15 protein-coding genes are annotated in these 18,685 nt (G+C 68.5%); 5 read left to right on the top strand and 10 right to left on the bottom strand.

Going from position 1 to position 18,685, the window contains the following annotated elements; translation table 11 throughout:
• The first annotated feature begins 162 nt into the window (after window positions 1-162).
• The 4 genes from RKE25_RS09705 to RKE25_RS09690 all read left to right on the top strand — a co-directional run bounded on the left by RKE25_RS09705 (window position 163) and on the right by RKE25_RS09690 (window position 3,272).
• Window positions 163-810, top strand: coding sequence for a methylthioribulose 1-phosphate dehydratase (locus RKE25_RS09705; RefSeq protein WP_311842023.1), 648 nt, complete (start codon window positions 163-165; stop codon window positions 808-810).
• Window positions 807-1,376, top strand: a complete 570-nt coding sequence (locus RKE25_RS09700) for an acireductone dioxygenase (protein WP_311842022.1) — start codon at window positions 807-809, stop codon at window positions 1,374-1,376. Before RKE25_RS09705 ends, RKE25_RS09700 begins: the two co-directional genes overlap by 4 nt.
• A gap of 158 nt (window positions 1,377-1,534) precedes the next feature.
• Window positions 1,535-2,221, top strand: a complete 687-nt coding sequence (gene mtnC / locus RKE25_RS09695) for an acireductone synthase (protein WP_311842021.1) — start codon at window positions 1,535-1,537, stop codon at window positions 2,219-2,221.
• 25 nt (window positions 2,222-2,246) lie between these two features.
• A complete protein-coding gene (locus RKE25_RS09690; protein ID WP_311842020.1) occupies window positions 2,247-3,272 on the top strand; it encodes a C13 family peptidase in 1,026 nt (341 codons plus the stop codon).
• A gap of 16 nt (window positions 3,273-3,288) precedes the next feature.
• Here RKE25_RS09690 and RKE25_RS09685 read toward each other — a convergent pair whose 3' ends face one another.
• From RKE25_RS09685 to RKE25_RS09640, 10 genes are all read right to left on the bottom strand, one after another.
• The gene (locus RKE25_RS09685; protein WP_311842019.1) at window positions 3,289-9,537 is read right to left on the bottom strand and encodes an autotransporter outer membrane beta-barrel domain-containing protein; all 6,249 of its coding nucleotides are present in this window, start codon (window positions 9,535-9,537) and stop codon (window positions 3,289-3,291) included.
• A gap of 231 nt (window positions 9,538-9,768) precedes the next feature.
• On the bottom strand, window positions 9,769-10,401 hold the full coding sequence (gene hisIE / locus RKE25_RS09680) for a bifunctional phosphoribosyl-AMP cyclohydrolase/phosphoribosyl-ATP diphosphatase HisIE (RefSeq protein WP_311842018.1): 633 nt from the start codon (window positions 10,399-10,401) through the stop codon (window positions 9,769-9,771).
• Between the two features lie 12 nt (window positions 10,402-10,413).
• On the bottom strand, window positions 10,414-11,184 hold the full coding sequence (hisF, locus tag RKE25_RS09675) for an imidazole glycerol phosphate synthase subunit HisF (RefSeq protein WP_311842017.1): 771 nt from the start codon (window positions 11,182-11,184) through the stop codon (window positions 10,414-10,416).
• Window positions 11,178-11,906: a 1-(5-phosphoribosyl)-5-[(5-phosphoribosylamino)methylideneamino]imidazole-4-carboxamide isomerase gene (gene hisA, locus RKE25_RS09670; protein WP_311842016.1), complete on the bottom strand. Its 729-nt coding sequence runs from the start codon at window positions 11,904-11,906 to the stop codon at window positions 11,178-11,180. Before hisA ends, hisF begins: the two co-directional genes overlap by 7 nt.
• The gene (gene hisH, locus RKE25_RS09665; RefSeq protein ID WP_311842015.1) at window positions 11,903-12,493 is read right to left on the bottom strand and encodes an imidazole glycerol phosphate synthase subunit HisH; all 591 of its coding nucleotides are present in this window, start codon (window positions 12,491-12,493) and stop codon (window positions 11,903-11,905) included. The genes hisA and hisH overlap by 4 nt, the downstream gene beginning before the upstream one ends.
• A 1-nt stretch (window position 12,494) precedes the next feature.
• Window positions 12,495-13,559 (bottom strand): bifunctional histidinol-phosphatase/imidazoleglycerol-phosphate dehydratase HisB, encoded by a 1,065-nt coding sequence (hisB, locus tag RKE25_RS09660; RefSeq protein WP_311842014.1) that lies wholly within the window; start codon window positions 13,557-13,559, stop codon window positions 12,495-12,497.
• Complete coding sequence (gene hisC, locus RKE25_RS09655; RefSeq protein WP_311842013.1) at window positions 13,556-14,659, bottom strand: histidinol-phosphate transaminase; 1,104 nt, start codon at window positions 14,657-14,659, stop codon at window positions 13,556-13,558. Before hisC ends, hisB begins: the two co-directional genes overlap by 4 nt.
• On the bottom strand, window positions 14,656-15,963 hold the full coding sequence (gene hisD, locus RKE25_RS09650) for a histidinol dehydrogenase (protein ID WP_311842012.1): 1,308 nt from the start codon (window positions 15,961-15,963) through the stop codon (window positions 14,656-14,658). Before hisD ends, hisC begins: the two co-directional genes overlap by 4 nt.
• Window positions 15,960-16,853 carry an ATP phosphoribosyltransferase gene (gene hisG, locus RKE25_RS09645; protein WP_311842011.1) on the bottom strand — a complete coding sequence of 298 codons (894 nt, stop codon included), beginning with the start codon at window positions 16,851-16,853 and terminating at the stop codon, window positions 15,960-15,962. The genes hisD and hisG overlap by 4 nt, the downstream gene beginning before the upstream one ends.
• Window positions 16,850-17,179: a YerC/YecD family TrpR-related protein gene (locus RKE25_RS09640; RefSeq protein WP_311842010.1), complete on the bottom strand. Its 330-nt coding sequence runs from the start codon at window positions 17,177-17,179 to the stop codon at window positions 16,850-16,852. The genes hisG and RKE25_RS09640 overlap by 4 nt, the downstream gene beginning before the upstream one ends.
• Before the next feature lie 147 nt (window positions 17,180-17,326).
• On the opposite strand from RKE25_RS09640, the gene RKE25_RS09635 reads away from it, so the two are divergent.
• Window positions 17,327-17,947, top strand: a complete 621-nt coding sequence (locus tag RKE25_RS09635) for a DUF998 domain-containing protein (protein ID WP_311842009.1) — start codon at window positions 17,327-17,329, stop codon at window positions 17,945-17,947.
• Window positions 17,948-18,685: the final 738 nt, after the last annotated feature.

Raw genomic sequence — 18,685 nt, 5'->3', positions numbered from 1 at the left:
GGACATCGTCGCCGTGGGGCGGCGGATCGATGGCCATGGTAAGCCCACCTAGGAATAAACCTTGAGAATGGATCGCATTCGAAAACCCGGGGGCCCGAGCGCCTCGCCAGGACGTAAGAATCGCCATGGTATAGTCCCCCTCCGTTTGGACGTCCATATCGCATGACACAGGTCCTTCCTTCCTCCGTTTCCCCCGCGCGGTTCGCGGAGCGCGCCGACGCGATTGCCGACGCTGCGCGCGAGCTGGCGCTGGCCGGCTGGACACCCGCCACCAGCAGCAATTTCTCGATGCGGATCGATGCCGATCACGCGGCCATCACCATCTCCGGCCGCGACAAAGGCAAGCTCGGGCGCGAGGACATCATGCTGATCGACATGCAGGGCAAGGCGGTCGGCACGGACGCCCGTCCCAGCGCCGAAACCGAACTGCATACGCAGATCTACCGCCGCTTTCCGGACATCGACGTAGTACTGCACACCCATTCCCGCACGCAGAGCGTCGCCTCGCGCCTGTTCGCAAAGGATGGCGTGGTGCGACTCGCGGGCTGGGAACTGCAGAAAGCCATCGCCGGCCAGACCACGCACGACGCCGAACTGAACATTCCGGTGTTCCCCAACACCCAGCACATGCCCGAGCTGGTGGCGCAGGTCGATGCGTGGCTCGATGCCGGCAAACCCTTGCACGCCTACTTGATCGACGGCCACGGCATCTATACCTGGGGACGTGACATGGCCGAAACCCGCCGTCACCTGGAAGCCCTCGAATTCCTGCTGGGCTGCGAACTGGATCTGAGGAGGTTGTCTGCATGAGTCGCCTGCGCATTTTCGACGACCAGCGCCCCGGCGCGCCGCTCGCCATCCACACCGGACACGCCGAGATCGCCACCGAACTGAAGCAGGCCGGCGTGCGTTTCGAGCAGTGGGAAGCCAGCCAGCCGATCGCTCCCGGCGCCAGCCAGGAGGAGGTGATCGCCGCCTACCGCGCCGATATCGACCGCCTGATGGCCGAAGAGGGCTACCAGGCCGTGGACGTGATCAGCCTCAAGCCCGATCACCCGGAACGCGCCGCACTGCGCCAGAAGTTCCTCAACGAGCACACCCACAGCGAGGACGAGGTGCGCTTCTTCGTTGCCGGCGCTGGCCAGTTCACCCTGCACATCAACGGCAAGGTCTACGAGGTGCTGTGCGAGCAGGGCGACCTGATCGGTGTTCCGGACGGCACCCGCCACTGGTTCGACATGAGCGAGGCGCCCTACTTCGTGGCCATCCGCCTGTTCACCAACAAGGAGGGCTGGGTCGCCAACTTCACCGGCGAGGACATCGCCCAGCGCTTCCCGCGCATGACGCCGCACGATTCGGCCAAGGCCGCCGCCTGACCGCCCGCCGTCCTCGAGACGGCCCCTCCGCATTTCCCGCAGGTCCGCGGCACCGAGCCGCGTGACCGGGTTCATCGTCCCAGGCGGACGCCGGCACCTCCGTAGGCGCCAGCCCTGCGCCGGGGCTAAGCTTGCCCACCCGCACCACGGCTATTCCCATGACTGCCATCCGCGCCATCGTCACTGACATCGAGGGCACCACCAGCTCCATCAGCTTCGTCAAGGACGTGCTGTTTCCCTATGCGCGCAAGCGCCTGCCCGCCTTCGTGGAAACCCACGTCGATACGCCCGAGGTGCAGCACTGGCTGCACGAGGCCGCCAAGGAAGCCGGGCTGGTCGAAGCCGGCCGTCAGGAAGTCATCGAGATGCTGCTGCGCTGGATCGACGAGGACCGCAAGTCCACCGCACTGAAGGCCCTGCAGGGGATGATCTGGAAGGACGGCTACGAAGGCGGCGAGTACCGCGCGCACGTCTATCCGGAAGTCGCGGCCCGCCTGCGCGCCTGGCGCGGCGACGGCCTGCGCCTGTACGTGTATTCCTCCGGCTCGGTCGCCGCACAGAAGCTGTTCTTCCAGTACAGCGAGGCGGGCGATCTCACCCCGCTCTTCGCCGGCTATTTCGATACCGAAACCGGTCCCAAGCGCGAACGCGCCTCCTACGAGAAGATCGCCCAGGCGATCGGCGAACTGCCGGAGCACCTGCTGTTCCTCTCCGACATCGTCGAAGAGCTGGACGCCGCCAAGGGCGCGGGCTTCCGCACCGCCTGGCTGCTGCGCGCGCCGCTGCAAGCGCCGGCTGAGCCGCGCCATCCGGCCCACGCCGACTTCGACACCATCTCCCCCTGATCTCCTCCCGGCAGTGCAGCCAGCCATGCGCATCACCCTCACCGCCCTGCTCGCCTTCGCCGCCGGCGTCCTGCTGACGCTGCTGTTGCATCGCGCAGCACCCTCGCTCGCGGTGGCGCATCCGGCGTCGGCCGCCACGGCCAGCGCGCCGGCCGAGGCTGCGTCGACCGGCCAGGCGGACGCCGCCGCGTCCGCCGACGAAAGCGTCCCGGACCGCTGGCCGGAACAGGGGCCGACGCCCGAGCAGGTGGCCTACGCTCAGCCGCGCCTGCTGCACCAGGCGCTGGCCAAGCTCGGCCCGCGCGTGCCGGGCGCGCCGAATCTCTACCTGCTCGCCTTTGCCGGCGACGGCGGCGAGGACGTGTTCCATAACGAGGTGGAATACGCGGGCAAGCTGTTCGCCGACCGCTTCGGCGCCACCGTGCACCCGCTGCTGCTGGCAAACAGCCCGGACACGCTCGACACCCGTCCGCTCGCCACCTGGAGCAATCTCGAAAGCGCGCTCGACGCGCTTTCCGGCGTGATGAAGAAGGACGAGGACATCCTCGTGCTCTACCTCACGTCGCACGGCGATCCGGAACACAACCTGCTCGTGGACCTCGACCCGCTGCCGCTGGACCAGATCGGCGCGCCCGACCTGGCCGACATCCTCGACAAGCGCCATTTCAAATGGAAAGTCGTGGTGGTGAACGCCTGCTACTCCGGCGGTTTCGTGCCGCCGCTGAAGGGCCCGGGCACGCTCGTGCTCACCGCCGCGCGCGCCGACCGCAGCTCGTTCGGCTGCGGCAGCGACTCGGACATCACCTACTTCGGCCGCGCCTGGCTGGTGGATGCGCTCAACCGCACGCCCGACTTCGTCGATGCCTTCAAGCAGGCCCGTACCGAAATCGCGCAGTGGGAAACCCGCGATCACCTCACGCCATCCGAACCGCAGATGGACGTCGGCGCCGGCATCGCCGAGCAGCTCGCGCGCTGGCGCAGCCACGTGAAGCCGGGCCCCGCCGTGACCTTCGAGCCCGCGCACGCCGAACCCATCCCGGCGTCGCGCTGAACCGCGCCCGCCGCGTTCAGAAGTTCCAGCGCACGCCGACGTTCGCGGTCCAGCCGCGCGTACCCGCGCTGCCCACGTCCTTCTGATAGTCGGCCTCACCGTAGAACGACCACTGCCGCCCCACCGAGTAGGTGCCGCCCAGGCCCACTTCGATCGCCTGCCCGTAGGCGCCGCCGGCGAAGGTCTGCGCCAGCCCGGGCACGCCCTCCGCCCCCACCGTGACGCGCGGCCGCCCGCCCCAGCCCTTGATGTAGTTGAGGCGTAGGTACGGCGTCGCCAAGCGGCCTTCGCCCCGATCCCAGGTGCGCGTCAGACGCACGCCCAGGCGGCCGACGGTCTGGTCGTAATCGTCGAAGCTGGCGCGCGCACCGTCGCGATCCACCACCGTATCCACGCGCTCGTGCAGCCGCGCCAGCTGAAGCTGTGGCTCCAGCGTGTAGCCGTTGTCGAAGCGCCACGGATAACCCGTCTCGATCGAAGCAATCCAGCCGGCGGCGCGCAGGCGCGCCACGTCCTTCGCGCGAGCAATGTCGACGTCGCCCTGGTGGCGCTCGCCCGACACCACGCCGTCCACGTAGAAACCGTTGGCGTGCTGCCAGGTGAGGAAAGCGGCGATGCTGTTGCTGTAGAAGGTGGTGCGGCTGTCGCCGTCCGCGGCTTTCGGTTCGAGCCGCGTGCGGCCGTGCGTATAGGCCACGCCGCCGCGCATCGCCGATTTTTCATCGTCGATCTCGAGGATGTTCGCGCCGACCTGCCACGCGCTGACGTGCTGGTCGTAGTCGTAGCCAAAACGGTTGAACGCGACGTCCGTGTGGTACCGATAGTCGCCGCCGATGAAACGTGCGAAGGCTTCGCCGCCCAACCCGTCGTCCAGCGTCGTCTCGTGCCGGATCTCGCCCAGCCGCTTGTGCAGGTTGTCGAGCACGCGGAAGCCATACGCCGCCAGGGCCCCAGGCACCGAAATGTACGCGGGCACCTGCGGCGTCACCGCCGGCCGCCCCGGCGCGCAGCGGTCGATGCCGCCGACCACACAGCCGTCGTCAGGCATCGCCAGCGGCGCCGGCGGCACGGCCGAACCCGCCCTGGCCACTGGCGCGCACGTCCCTTCGCAGACATAGACGTTGGCCAGGCGATAGTCCCAGAAACCGCCGCCGGATCCGGCCACGACGCGCTGCGAGGGCGCCGAAGCATCGGGCTGGAACGCATACAGCGTGTACTGCCACGGCCCCACCGCCAGATAACCGCCGGCAAGACGGAAGGCATCCGGTGCCGAACTGCCGGCCACCTGGATGATCGAGATGCCTTCGTTCGCATCCGCCGCGCTGTTGTGATTGAAATCGGTCAAGGCGCCGGTGCTCAGCGCGGAAGGCGTCACCTGCACCAGGGTCGGCCCGCCCGGCTGTGATACGTTGCCCTGCACCAGCAGGCGATCCGTGGACTGTCCTTCCAGCGCGCCGCCGAAGTCGAGCGTGGTCATGAGCTTCAGCCGCCCGCCCTGGGACAGGTAATCGCCGTCGATGGTCAGGCGGTTGCCCGGCGAACCGGCGCCGTTGGTCAGGTCGATGGTGCCCGCATTGCTGACGCGCACGCTGCCGGGCGAACCGCCGGCGATCACCGGATGCACGTTATCCCCCGCGTAGAGCGTGGAGCCGGCATCGATCGCCACGTCGCTGTGGGCAAGTTTCAGGTTGTCCGTGAGTGTGAAGGCCGTGCCCACCAACTGGATGAGACTCCAGCCCGTACCGAGATTGACGCCCTTGCCCAGATCGTCAGCAGCGAAGGAACCGCCGCGCGATTCGATGGTGTCGAGCGTCAATGCATTGCCCGCACCGGTGCCCGCCGTCAGGTGATACGTCGACGCCAGGTCGACGCCCTTCACCAGCGCCTGGTTGCCCTGGCCGGAGCCCATGCTCAGGCTGCCGTCCAGCGTGCCGGCGGTCCAGGTGAAACGGTCGGCACCGTCGCCGGTGGCGATGTCGCCGCGCACGGCGCCGCCGGCAAGCAGGACCGTATCGCTGCCGGCGCTACCGCGCAGCCCCGGCCCCGCGCTGCTACTGGCCCGGATCGTGCCGCTGTTGGTGAACCGGGTGCCGCCGCCATTGGCGAGGTCCACCACCGGCGCCACCGTGCTGGCCGAGGCCAGGGTGCCGGTGTTGAGCGTGCTCGAAGCGGTTCCTGCGACCAAGGCCGAGCCACCCGCCGCGTCGGCGACGTTGACGGTGGCGGCAGTTGTCACCGCGCCGCTGGTCAGTGCCTGGATGCCGGTGGCGCCGGCGCCATTCGCGTTCACCACGTAGCCGGCGCCGAGGTCCAACGCGGCGTTCGCGGCCGAGCCATCCGCACGGCGGAAGGCGAAGCCGGTGCCGGCCCCGGCAACGTCTACGGTAACTGTCGCGGCGGGATCGAACGCGGTGGCGGTGCGAATGCCGGCGCCCTGGCCGGCATGGATGGTCAGGTTCTGCAGCGATACCGACCCGATTTCCGCCGCATTCTCGATGCCGTTGCCGCTGCCGTCGGCAGTGATCGTGGCATTACCGGCCGTCAGCGAGGCCGCGCCGCTGTCCAGCAGGATGCCGTGCGCGCTGCCGTGCGCCACGACGGTGCCGCCCTGCCCGTCGATCGTCGCTTGCGCGCCATTGAGCAGCCGGATGCCGGCCACGCCGCCGTCGGCGGTGACCGAACCCAATCCGGCGATGCCGGACTGCGCCCCCTCGATTCGCACGCCGGTGCCGTCGGCGACGTGGATGCTGCCCGTATTAGCGAGTGTTCCGCCGCTCTGCAGCCAGACGCCCGTGGCGCCGCTTCCGCTCAAATCCACCACGCCCGCCTGAGAGAGGCTGCCCAGGTTCCTGGCGATGAAGCCGACCGCGTTCGCGCCCGCGCCGCGTACGGGCGCCAGGCTGGTCAGCGTCGTGGCGACCGGCGAACCCACGGCGGCGCCGGCGATGTCCGTCCGCTGTCCATCGACGATGCCGCCGATGCTGCCCATTCCGCCTAGGTCTACCGTCGACGCGCCATTCAAGGTGCCGGTGGCGCCGCCGTCCACTTCGATCCCCAAGGCGCCCGCGCCGCTGACATGGAAGACTGCCGCGCCGGTATCGATCTGCGTTCCCGCACCCGAGCCGGTGATACCGCGCGCACCCGCCCCGGACGCGGTGAGCCCCGGCGTACCGCCCAGCGCGAGCGTGGCACCGTCGTCGATGCGATAGATGGTGGAGCGATCGGTGCTTGCGTCGATGGCGCTGGCCGAGCTGGCGATCTGCGCACCCACTCCCTGCGCGTGGAAGGCGATCTGGTCCGTATTGGCGAATAGCGGCAAGGCGCTGGCCGCCACATTCACCTTGCCGCCGTCGATCGCCTCGGCGCCGATCGCTCCCACTCCGGTCAGCTGCACCTGCGCGCCGTTCTGCAGATTCACCGTGGCTTTGCCGCCCATCGCCACCGCTCCGCGCGTGCGGTCGGCCACGCTGCCGCCACCGGCGGCGATGATGCCGGTGGCATTGGCCGTGGTCGCGCCGCTGCCGCTGCTGCCGTCGGCCAGGATGCCGGTGCCGCCGTCCTGCATGGTGATGTTGCCGCTGCTGGTGGCAGTCGAACCGGTCTCCACGCGGATGCCCGTCGAATGTGTACCGGTGAACGTGATGTTGCCGGTATTGGTCAGCTTCGCGCCGTTGCGCGCGATATAGCCCGTCAGGGCCGCCTGGCTCTCGGTCAGCGTGGCCGCGGTGGTAAGCGACGTCGTGCCGACTGGCGAGCCGCTGTTGGCGCCGGTGAGGCTGTGTTTCTGTCCGTCCACGATGCCCGCCACCGCGCCGGTGCCGGACAGGTGCATGACGGTCGCGGCATCGATCGTGCCCGTCGCGCCGCCTTCGATCACCACGCCGGTGGCTCCGCTTCCGCTGACCTGGATCTGCGCGTCGTGCGTATTGATCACGGACGGCGTGCCCGTGCCGAGCACCGCTACCGACTGCGCCCCCGACGCGGCCAGGCTGAGCCCCGTGCCATCGAACGCCGCTCCATTTTCCATCCGGAACAGCGTGGATCCCGGGGTGGTCACGTCCAGCGACGAGCTGGCGACGTTGATGCGGGCGTTGGTGCCGTAGGCGAAGAAAGCAATCTGCTTGCTACCGCTGGCGAAGGTCGGTTCCGCGCCGGCCAGTACGTCTACGGTTGCGCGTCCGCGTGCATGGATGCCGATGGCGCCGTCGCCCAGCAGGTTCACCGATCCGCTGATGTCGGCAGTTGCCGTGCCCGAGGCCTGCCCTTCCACCCACACCCCGAAGTTGCGCGTGCCGCTGCCAGGATCGGCGCCGCCAGCGACGTTGATGACGCCACTGGAACTGGCCGTCGAAGCGCTGGCATTCGTGCTGAGCACCTTGATCCCAACGCCGTTCACGCCATTGATGTTGATCGTGCCGCTGTTGTCGATGCTGCCGCCGGCCCCGGAGTTGGAAACCAGGATGCCATCGTTCTCGCGGGGCACGGTGGCAGCCTTGCCGTTGATATTGATGGTGCCGCTGTTGCTCACCATGGCATTGGGCGCGTTGCTGACCGCGATGGCGGCGGCATTCTGCGTGCGGCTGCCGATAGTGATGTTGCCCTGGTTGATCGCTGTCGCATTGCCGTTGACGGTAATGCCGGCGGTCATCGTGCCCTGGTTCACCGCCACGTCCGCCGCCGGCGCGTTCGGATCGGTCTGGGGGCCGCGTCCGATGTAGATCGTGCCGGTCGAGGTGTTGGTGAACTGGCCGGTGCCGTCCGCGAGCAGCACGCCCGTCATGGACCCGTTGGACTTGTTGCCGGTGACGCCGACATTGATGATGCCGGCATTGTTGGCGTTGCTGTTGCCGTTGAGCCGGATGCCGGCCGACTGCCCCGCGCCGTTGGTCGCGCCGGTAGCCAGGTTGATGACGCCGGTGGCGCCATTGGTGAAGGCACTGGCGGCCGCTACGTCCACGACGTAAGAACCATACGCGCCATCCACCGTGCTGCCGTTGGCATTGAGGAAGAAATTGCCGTTGATCACGCCGTTGTTCGTGCCGGAACTGCTGCCGGTCATGAACATCGCCGAGCCATCGCCGGTGGTGTGCGTGACCGCGAGCGTGCCGTTGTTGGTCAACGTACCGCCGTTCTCGGCACGCATGGCGCCGCCGTTCGCATTGGCCACCTCCAGCTTGCCGCCCGCATCGATGGTCGCCGTGCCACTGTTGCCGACCGCGTGCATGACCACGCGCAGGCCGATCGGCTGGGCGATCTCATCCGCCGCATTGCTGGCGCTGACGTTGTAGTTGATGGCCTGCGTGGACGAGGTGTAGGCCTTGGCGAACTCCGCGCTGTACTGCGCCGGGTCCAGGTTGCCGGCGCGAATCTGGCTGATCAGCCAGTCGTTGTAGGTGCGCAGGTCGCCATCGTTGTCCACCGTCCGCGCGGTGGTCTTCCCGTCGAGCGTGGTCACGCTGAACGTGCCGCCATACTTCGAGACATAGGTGACCTGGTAGGTCTCCGGCTGCGTCGGATCGGCGACGCTGCCGACGAAAGTAATGCGATTGGAAGACTGCCAGTGAAGGCTGCTGGCATTGCCCGCGCTGCCGTCGGCATAGAACAGCGAAGACTGCTTCAGCGCCATGGTCCAGCCATTGGTACCGTCCGTGGACAGCGCCCCTGCGCTGCCGATGTTGACGTTCAACGTGCCGCCGCCCAAACCCACTGTGCCTACGCGCGCATTGATGTACTGCGCACCGTTGACGTTCACTTCGTCCGGTACCGTCACGCTTCCGGATGCTGGCGTGAGCGGATTGAGGTTGGCGGTCGCGTAGGTAGACACCACCCGGGTGCCGCCGGTGATCGGGTCGGGCACCGTGACCCCGAAATTCTGCGTGCCGGGATTGAGCCGTGGAGCGCCGATCCACTCCCAGCCGCTGACGACGCGGCCGGCGTCGTACAGCGCCTGCAGGGTCGTGTTGCGCGCGCCGCTATCGCCGGCCTGGAATTGCTGCGGCCCCTGGATGGTCGCGGTGGTACCGGCGGCGAGGACGGTCGCCCCTACCTGGTTGTCGTTGACCAGTGGATCGTAGGTCCCTAGCACCACGTTCTGAGCGAGCCCGGTGCCGGCAGCGGCAAGCGAGAAAACCGGGAGGGCGATCCATGCGACGTCGCGTCGCCGGTGTCCGCGGCTACTCCGGCGTCCGCGCCGGACCGCCAACTCCGAGGCCACTACCCACGCGCCGTGCACGGCGCTCCATACCAGACGGTAGATCGCGTTCATGCAGCCCTCTTTCGATGTTCTGGCGGCATCGGCCGCCGCGAGACTCTTCGAGTCCCAGCTCCGCACATCGAAACGCATCCGCACGAACCCGACTTGGTTCACGCCCCTATCGGATGGTCGTTCCTCCCAGACGACACATGCACGACGGTGCCTTGCTTGCACAAAGCTGTCGCGCGAAACCTTTTAATCATCCGCGAGAAATTGCGCAAGCTTGCAAATGTCAACGCAACGTCAAGACGCCGGGCGATGCCGGGCCTCCAGCACCCGGCATACGTCGGCCAGCCCCAGCCCGCGCGCGCGCAGCGCCACGGTCAGGTGGAACACCAGATCCGCCGCTTCGCCGAGCAAGGCCTCATCGTCCTGGGCCACCGCTGCCAGCGCCGTCTCGACGCCTTCTTCGCCGACTTTCTGCGCAATGCGGCGCACGCCGCCCTCGAACAGGCGAGTGGTGTAGCTGCCTTCCGGTCGCTCGGCCTCGCGCCGCTGCACCAGCCGGTCCAGCGAGGCGAGAAAGCTCAGCGGCGGCGCCACCTCGGCCGACTCGCCGAAGCAGCTGGACGTGCCCAGATGGCACGTAGGGCCGACGGGCTCGGCTTGCACCAGCAAGGTGTCCGCATCGCAGTCGGCGCGCGCGGACTTGAGCGCCAGCACGTGGCCGGAACTCTCGCCCTTGGTCCACAGCCGCCTCTTGCTGCGGCTGAAGAACGTCACCTTTTGCGTGCGCAAGGTATGGGCCAGCGCCTCGGCGTTCATATAGCCGAGCATCAGTACTTCGCCGGTGAGCCAGTGCTGCACGACGGCCGGCAACAGGCCATCGCCCTTGTTCCAGTCCAGTCGCGAGAGGTCGGTGTGGATGTCGCTCATGGTGCGTTCCGGTCAGAGACGGATGACGATGCCGGCATCGCGCAGCTCGCGCTTCAGCGCGGGGATGGCGATCGCGCCGCTGTGGAAGACGCTCGCCGCCAGCGCACCGTCGACGTCGGCCACGGCGAAGGCATCGCGGAAATGCGCCGGCGCGCCCGCGCCGCCCGACGCTACCAGCGGCACGCGGCAGATCGCGCGCGCGGCGCGCAGCTGTTCGAGATCGTAGCCCTGGCGCACGCCGTCGCTGCCCATGCAATTGAGCACGATCTCGCCGGCGCCGAGCCGCTGCGCTTCGTCGATCCAATCCAGCGTGCGCCGCGCCAGCGCCTGCGTCTTCGACGGGTCGCCGGTGTACTGCCGCACACGCCACTCGCCGTCACCATCGCGCAGGCTGTCCACGCCAACCACCACGCATTGCACACCGAAGGCGTCCGCCAGTTCGCCGATCAGCGCGGGGCGTTCCAGCGCGGGCGAGTTGATCGAGATCTTGTCCGCGCCGGCATACAGCACGTCGCGCGCGTCGGCCACGCTGCGGATGCCGCCCGCCACGCAGAACGGAATGTCGATGGCTCGGGCCACGCGTTCCACCCAGCCGCGATCGACGCTGCGGCCTTCCGGGCTGGCGGTGATGTCGTAGAACACCAGCTCGTCCGCGCCTTCGTCGCGGTAGCGCATGGCCAGCTCCACGATCTCGCCCATCACCACGTGGTCGCGAAAGCGCACGCCCTTGACGACCTTGCCGTCGCGCACGTCCAGGCAGGGAATGATGCGGCGGCTCAGCATGCCAGTGCCTCCTCGATAGTGAAGCGACCTTCCAGCAGCGCACGGCCGAGGATCACGCCTCCGGCGCCCGCCTCGCGCGCCGCGGCGATGTCCGCGGTCGAACGGACGCCGCCGGAAGCCTGCACCGCCAGCGTCGGCGCGATGGCCGCGAGGTGGCGGTACAAGTCCAGGTTGAAGCCGGCGAGCATGCCGTCGCGATCGATATCGGTGCATAGCAGGTGATGCGCGCCGCGGGCGGCGTACCACGGCGCCAGCTCGTCCAGCGACTGCGCCTCCAGCTCCGTCCAACCGGCGCTGGGCAGGGCCCAGCGTCCGTCCACGCGGCGCGTGTCCAGCGCGACGGTGATGCGTTCGGCGCCATGCTTGCCCAGCCACCCGCCGACCATCCCGGGGTCGCGGATCGCGACGCTGCCGACCACCACGCGGCTGACGCCGGCGTTGAACAGGCGGCGCAGGTCGCGCTCGCCGCGCACGCCGCCGCCGGCCTGGATCTTCATGCCGTCGCTGGCGATCGCCTCGATCACCTGCAGGTTGTCCAGCCCGCCCGAACGGGCCCCGTCGAGGTCGACCACGTGCAGCCAGGCGGCGCCCGCCTGTGCGTAGCGGCGCGCCAGCTCGCGCGGCTCGAAGTCGTAGGTGGTCTGCTGGCCGTAGTCGCCCTGACGCAGGCGCACCACGCGGCCTTCGCGCAGGTCGATGGCGGGGATGACGGTAAAGCTCATAGTTCGAGAAAGTTCTTCAGCAGCTTGGCGCCGACCGCGGCCGAACGCTCGGGATGAAATTGCATGCCATGGAAATTGCCGCGCGCGACCACGGCCGAGAACGCGCCGCCGAAGTCTGCCGTGGCGAGCGTGTCGCCGATCACCGGCACGGCATAGCTGTGCACGAAATAAGCCCAGTCATCGCTGCCCAGGCCGGCGATCAGCGGATGTTCGCGCTCGCCGCGCAGGCGGTTCCACCCCATGTGCGGCACACGCAAACCGGGCGCCTCGGCGAAACGGCGCACCGTCGCCGGGATCAGGCCCAGGCACTCCGTATCGCTTTCTTCCGAGCGCTCGCACAGCAGCTGCATGCCCAGGCAGACGCCGAGCACCGGCTGAGTCAGCGAGCGCATCAGCTCCACCAGCCCCAGCTCGCGTAGTCGCGCCATGCCGGGCGCCGCTGCACCCACGCCGGGCAGGATCACTTTGTCGGCGGCGCGGATCGTCGCCGCGTCGGAAGTCAGCTCGGCGTCCGCGCCCAGGCGCTGCAGGGCATAGCGCACGGAGCCGATATTGGTGCCGCCGGCATCGACCAGGACCACGGCCATGTCACAGCGCTCCCTTGGTGCTGGGCAGCTCGCTGCCTTCGCGGCGCACCGCCTGGCGCAGCGTGCGCGCCACGACTTTGAAGCAGGCCTCCACCATGTGGTGCGCATTGTCGCCGCGCACGCTCAGGTGGAGGTTGGCGCCCAAGGTCTCGCACAGCGAGCGGAAGAAATGCGGCACCAGCTCGGTGGGCACCTCGCCGACGCGCTCGCGCGGGAAACTGCCCTCGAAGACGAAGTACGAACGCCCGGAGAGATCGAGCGCCGCGCTCGCCAGCGACTCGTCCATCGGCAGCGTGAAGCCGTAGCGGCCGATGCCGCGCTTATCGCCCAGCGCCTGGCGCAAGGCCTGGCCCAGGGCCAGCGCGCAGTCCTCGATGGTGTGGTGTTCGTCGATGTGAGTGTCGCCGTCGCACGACAGTTCCAGCGCGAAGCCGCCGTGCTTGCCGATCTGTTCCAGCATGTGGTCGAAGAAGCCCAGCCCGGTGTGCGCCTTTGGTTCGGCCACGCGGTCCAGGTCCACGCTCACGGTAATGCGGGTTTCCTTGGTGTTGCGCGTGACCGTGGCGGCCCGGGGCTGATCGAGCAGCGCGTGCGCGATGGCCGGCCACGACTGCCCCTTCGGCCCGACCAGAAACCCGCGCACGCCCATGTTGGCGGCGAACTGCAGGTCGGTCTGGCGATCGCCGACCATCGCCGAGGCGGCGCGGCTCCAGCCATCGTCGGCGAGGTAATGGCGCAGCATGCCGATGCCCGGCTTGCGCGTGTCGAGGCCTTCGTGCGGGAAGCTGCGATCGATCAATACTTCGCGAAACGGAATGCCCTGCGACGCCAGGATGCGCATCAGCAACTCGTGCGGCCCGGTGAAGTGGTGCTCGGGAAAACGGTCCGTGCCCAGGCCGTCCTGGTTCGTCACCATCACCAGTTCGTAGCCCGCGGCCACGAAGCGCTGCAAGGCGGCGATCACGCCCGGCAGCAGCGCGAGCTTTTCATAGCTGTCGATCTGCTCGTCCGCCGGCTCCTCGATCAGGCAGCCGTCGCGGTCGACGAAAAGGATCTTGCGGCTCATGCGCGACTCCGTGCCGACCCCGCGGCGGATTCCCGGCCATCGTCGGCCGGACGACTCAATACGGCCAGCACCTGCGCGTTCTCCTCCGGCGTGCCGACGGTGATGCGCAAGGCATCGCCCAGGTTGGGATAGCGCCGCACGTCGCGCACCACGATGCCCGCGGCGAGCAGGCGCTGGTAGGCGGCGCCGGCATCGTCGAAGCGCACTGCGAGGAAGTTGGCCTGCGACGGCAGCACGTCGCGTACGCCGGGTAGCGCCGCGAGCGCCGCCGCCATCCGCGCGCGCTCGGCGCGCACGGTGCGGATATGCCCGGCCGCCTCGGCCTGCCCGCGCGCCGACAGCGCGTCCAGCGCCGCGGCGACACAGGGCAGCGGCAGCGGATACGGCGGGATGATCTTGCGCAATAGCGCGATCACCTCGGCATTCGCCAGCAGGGTGCCGATGCGCGCGCCAGCCAGCGCCCAGGCCTTGGACAAAGTGCGCAGCACCGCGAGGTTCTCGTAGCGGCCGATCAGGTCCGCGACGCTGCCGTCGTCGGCGAACTCCACATAGGCTTCGTCCACCACGAGCAAGGCGCGGCTTTCCAGCGCCGCGGCCAGACGTTCCACGGCGGCGCGCGGCACCGGCTGGCCGGTCGGGTTGTTCGGCGCGCATACGAAGACCAGCTTCACCGCGGGCGTCAGCGCCGCCAGCAGCGCATCGACGTCCAGCCTGAAATCGGCAGCCAGCGGCACCTCCACGATGCCGGCGTCCTGGATGCGCGCGCACACCGCATACATGCCGAAGGTCGGCGGCTGGATGGCGATGGCGTCGCGGCCGGCGCGGCAGAAGGCGCGCACCAGCAGGTCGATCGCCTCGTCGCTGCCGCGGCCGACCAGCAGCTGGTCCTCGCGCACGCCGTAGAGCGCGGCCAGCGCGCGCACCAGCGCGGCCGGCTGCGGATCGGGGTAGCGATTGCAGCCCCTGCCCGCCTCGCCGGACGGTGCCCAGGCGGATTCGTTGGCATTGAGCAGTACCGCGCCGCCGCTGGCCTCCATGCGCGCCGAGGAATACGGCTGCAAGGCGCGGATTTCCGGGCGCGCCAGATCGAGCACGCTCATGCCTTTGCCTCCAGCGCCGCCAGGCGCAGCGTCACCGCGCGGCGGTGCGCCTCCAGTTGCTCGGCTTCCGCCAGCGTGGCAGTGCATGGGCCGATCGCGCGCAGGCCGTCCGCGCTCAGCTCCTGCACGGTGATCTGCTTCTGGAAACTGGCCACCGACACGCCGCTGTAGCTGCGTGCATAACCATAGGTCGGTAACACGTGGTTGCTGCCGCTGCAGTAATCGCCCACCGATTCGGGCGTCCAGGCGCCGAGGAAGATCGAGCCCGCGCTGTCGATGCCATCGAGCAAGGCGCGCGGTTCCTCCACCTGCAGGATCAGGTGCTCCGGCGCGTAGCGATTGCTCACGGCGACGGCCTGTTCCAGCGAGGACACCAGGATCAGCCGGCTCTGCGCCAGCGCCTGTTCCGCGATCGAGGCGCGCGGCAGCGCCGCGCATTGGCGCTCCACCTCCACCGCCACGCGATCGAGCAGCGCGTCGGAGGAGCTGAGCAGGATCACCTGCGAATCGGGGCCATGTTCGGCCTGCGACAGCAGGTCCGCCGCGATGAACTCCGGATCCGCGCGGCCATCGGCGATCACCAGCACCTCGGAGGGCCCGGCCGGCATGTCGATAGCCGCGCCATCCGGATCGCCGGATACCTGCAGCTTGGCTTCGGTCACCCAGGCGTTACCCGGCCCGAACAGCTTGTCGCAGCGCGGCACCGTTTCCGTGCCGTAGGCCATGGCCGCGATCGCCTGCGCGCCGCCCAGCTTGAACACGCGGTGCACACCGGTGACGCGCGCGGCGTACAGCACGGCCTCGTCGCAGCGCCCATCGGCACGCGCGGGCGAACACAGCACCACCTCGCGGCAGCCGGCGATACCCGCAGGCACGCCAAGCATCAACGCGGTCGACGGCAACGGTGCACTGCCCGCCGGCACATACAACCCGACTTTCGCGATCGGCCGCAGCATGCGCTCCACGCGCACGCCGGGCGCGGTATCCACCGCTACGGCGCGCGGCGCCGATTCGCGATGGAACGCGGCGATACGCGCTGCTGCTTCCTCGATGGCGGCCTTAAGCGCCGGGGCCAGCGCAGCTTCCGCCGCGTCGAATTCCTCCGCGGCGACCTCGATCGCGTCGATCGCGCAGCGGTCGTACTTGGCGCTCAGCTCGCGCAGCGCGCGATCGCCGTCGGCGCGTACCTGGGCGATGATCCGCTCCACGCCGCGCCGCAGTTCGTCCGCACGCGATTGCGCGGGCCGCGCCAGCGCCTGTGCCTGCGCGGGACCGTCCAGCGCGTTCCAATCCAGTCGTTTCATGCCAGCATCTTCTCCACCGGCAGCACGAACATTTCGCGCGCGCCGGCCTTCTTGATCTCTTCGAGCTGCCGCCAGCTCACTTCGCCGGCGCACAGCGCCTGCAGCATCAGTTGATCGGGCTGCCCCGCCACCGGCAGCAGCGTCGGCTGCGGGCCGCCCGGCAGCAACCGGGTCACCGCGTCCAGGTGCTGGCGGGAGGTCTGCAGCAACAGCAGGCGCGACTCGCGCACCTGCATCACGCCATCCAGGCGTTTGAGCAGCAGATCGATCATGTCGCCGCGCTCGTCCACCGGCAGCGTCTTCGGGCCGGCCAGGACCGCCTCGCTTTCCAGCAGGACATCGGCCTCGCGCAGCTGGTTGGCGACCAGCGTGCCGCCGCTCTGCACCAGATCGCAGATCAGATCGGCGGTGCCCAGGCGCGGCGCGATTTCCACCGAGCCGGCGAGCGTGACCACGCCGGCGTCCACGCCGTTCCGGCGCAGCCAGTCGCGCAGCAGGCCCGGATAAGACGTCGCGATGCGCAGTCCGGCGAGCTGCTGCGGAGCTTCGTAGGGCATCTCCTGCGGCACCGCGATGGACAGGCGGCAGCGGCCGAAGCCCAGCGGCCGCCATTCCGCCAGCGGCTCCGCCTCGCGGCCATCGCCGAGGCTATATTCGCTGAGCACGTTGCGGCCGACGATGCCCAGGTCGCACACGCCTTGCGCGATCAGCCCAGGGATGTCGTCGTCGCGCACCAGGAGCAGGTCAACGGGCTCGCCCTCGCCGAAGCAGAACAGCTTGTCGCGGCTCTGCCGGAAGGTGAGGCCGCAACGGTTGAGCAGATCGAGCGCCGGCTCGGTGAGCCGGCCTGATTTCTGCATCGCGATGCGCAGGCGGTCGCGCGTTTTCATGCCTTCTTCCTGGCCGCGCGGCGGCGCGAAGCGCGGGCGGCGGCAGCAAGGTAGCCGCCATTGCCCTGATTGAGGAAACGCGCCACGCGCCCGATGGTGGTAATGCTCACCGCGGTGCGCTCGTGGATCTCCCGGTACGGCACCTCGTCCAGCAGGTACGGCACCACCCGCCAGCGATCCACCAGCACCTCCAGCTCGGCCGGGGTGCACAGGTCGCGCAGGAAGGCGTTCATTTCCTCGGTGTTCTTCAGCGACAGCAAAGCCTCGCAGAGACTCAGCTCGGCGGACTCGGAGGGAAGTTCGGGATCCAGCGATCGGCGCTTCATAATGTACTAACGCGTTAATACAGTGGAGCGGACTATACCCTTCGCCCGGTCCGTCGGCAACCCTGCGCCAATCCAGGCCCGCCATGGCGCCTCGGCCCGGCCCGGGAGCTACGTACAATCCTGCGATCTTCCCGAGATCCAGCCCTCATGAGCTCCGCGTGCGATACCTGGCCCGTCGTACCGTCAACCTATCTATTGACCGCCGCGGTGCTGTCGTTCGCGGCGATCTGCGGCGCCGCGCAGTTCTGGCGCCACGACCTCGACCCGGTCGCCATGCCGCTCAGCCTCTATCTCACGGGCCCTGGCGGCGGCTATGTCCGCCTGGCCTATTACGCCATCGCCACCGCCCTCCTCGGCTTCGCCCTGGGCAGCTACCGCGCGACCGACCCACCCCTGCGCAGCCGACTGGCCTCCGCCCTGATCGCCGGCGCCGGCCTCGCCCTGCCGGTCGTCGCCGTCACCGAACTGTTCGCCGGCACGACTTACGAAAACCTGGCCCGCCTCGTCCATGGACTGGCGGCCCAGGCAACGTTTCTATGGCTGAGCTTCGGCATGTTGTTGCTGAGTGGGCGCTGGCGGCGCGATCCGCGACTGGGGGCCGGCAGCTCGCTGGGTTGGGTGGTGGCTTGGTTTGCCACGGCGGTGCTTTGGCTGCAGGTGGTTTTGCCGGGGTTGCCGCATGGGTTGATGCAGAAGTTGGCGATTGGGGGGATTTTGTGGTGGTTGGGGTGGGCTGGGGGGCATGTGCGGCGTGGGGTTTGTCGTTAGCGTGTGGGTGGTGGTTTTTGCTTGGTTTGGTGGATTCAGTAAGGATGTTTTCGCTACTTGACCGCTTATGTAGCGGGCATTTCGAATGCCTGTCGGGATGTTGAGGTTGGTGGTTTGCACTAAGCCACGGTTCGGGGACCTGGCCGCTTATGCAGCGGGCATGTCGGGCGTCTGCCTGTTTGTGAGGTTGGGTCTTGGTGGTTCGCACTAAGTCACTTTTCCGCGACCTGGCCGCTTATGCAGCGGGCATGTCGGACGCCTGCCGGCGCCCGAGTTACTTTCTCTTTGCTGGCCCAACCCCCTCAAGGGGGGCCTCGAGAGAAAGTAACCAAAGAGAAATGGCCTCAGGTCAAAGGCTCGCGGCGGGGGTTAGGAGAGCACGGTGTGTTTTCTTACTTTGTTGGTCCGCTCGACTCGAAGGGGCACTGAGGTACGTGGAGGGGACGTCGAGGCGCCGAAGCGAAGAGGACGGGGAGCGGTGTGTCGGCTTTCGTGTTTCTGCGATAGCACCGCACTTCTCCCTCTCCCCGCCGGGGAGAGGGCGGGGTGAGGGGACCTACGGAGCGGGGATTTGGTCGTTCCTCATACCTATTGTTCGCTGCATAGAGCACCCAGCTTCTGCACTCCTTCGCACTTCCTCTCGCAGCAAGCCGCGCGTACATATTTTTGCTTCGACTTTTAAAGCCATGTCCGCTCTAGCCGCGTTCCCGCGAGCACCCACCCCTCATCCCAGCCTTC

The organism is Dyella sp. BiH032 (genome assembly GCF_031954525.1).
Classification (GTDB): domain Bacteria; phylum Pseudomonadota; class Gammaproteobacteria; order Xanthomonadales; family Rhodanobacteraceae; genus Dyella_D.
The sequence above is the reverse complement of the archived record's forward strand: the minus strand, read 5'-3'. Positions and strand labels throughout refer to the sequence as shown.

What these genes read in the sequence shown, in the direction of transcription:
- RKE25_RS09705 (WP_311842023.1), top strand. Translation starts at nt 163, where the DNA reads ATGACACAGGTCCTTCCTTCCTCCGTTTCCCCCGCGCGGTTCGCGGAG.
- RKE25_RS09700 (WP_311842022.1), top strand. Translation starts at nt 807, where the DNA reads ATGAGTCGCCTGCGCATTTTCGACGACCAGCGCCCCGGCGCGCCGCTC.
- mtnC (WP_311842021.1), top strand. Translation starts at nt 1,535, where the DNA reads ATGACTGCCATCCGCGCCATCGTCACTGACATCGAGGGCACCACCAGC.
- RKE25_RS09690 (WP_311842020.1), top strand. Translation starts at nt 2,247, where the DNA reads ATGCGCATCACCCTCACCGCCCTGCTCGCCTTCGCCGCCGGCGTCCTG.
- RKE25_RS09685 (WP_311842019.1), bottom strand. Translation starts at nt 9,537, where the DNA reads ATGAACGCGATCTACCGTCTGGTATGGAGCGCCGTGCACGGCGCGTGG.
- hisIE (WP_311842018.1), bottom strand. Translation starts at nt 10,401, where the DNA reads ATGAGCGACATCCACACCGACCTCTCGCGACTGGACTGGAACAAGGGC.
- hisF (WP_311842017.1), bottom strand. Translation starts at nt 11,184, where the DNA reads ATGCTGAGCCGCCGCATCATTCCCTGCCTGGACGTGCGCGACGGCAAG.
- hisA (WP_311842016.1), bottom strand. Translation starts at nt 11,906, where the DNA reads ATGAGCTTTACCGTCATCCCCGCCATCGACCTGCGCGAAGGCCGCGTG.
- hisH (WP_311842015.1), bottom strand. Translation starts at nt 12,493, where the DNA reads ATGGCCGTGGTCCTGGTCGATGCCGGCGGCACCAATATCGGCTCCGTG.
- hisB (WP_311842014.1), bottom strand. Translation starts at nt 13,559, where the DNA reads ATGAGCCGCAAGATCCTTTTCGTCGACCGCGACGGCTGCCTGATCGAG.
- hisC (WP_311842013.1), bottom strand. Translation starts at nt 14,659, where the DNA reads ATGAGCGTGCTCGATCTGGCGCGCCCGGAAATCCGCGCCTTGCAGCCG.
- hisD (WP_311842012.1), bottom strand. Translation starts at nt 15,963, where the DNA reads ATGAAACGACTGGATTGGAACGCGCTGGACGGTCCCGCGCAGGCACAG.
- hisG (WP_311842011.1), bottom strand. Translation starts at nt 16,853, where the DNA reads ATGAAAACGCGCGACCGCCTGCGCATCGCGATGCAGAAATCAGGCCGG.
- RKE25_RS09640 (WP_311842010.1), bottom strand. Translation starts at nt 17,179, where the DNA reads ATGAAGCGCCGATCGCTGGATCCCGAACTTCCCTCCGAGTCCGCCGAG.
- RKE25_RS09635 (WP_311842009.1), top strand. Translation starts at nt 17,327, where the DNA reads ATGAGCTCCGCGTGCGATACCTGGCCCGTCGTACCGTCAACCTATCTA.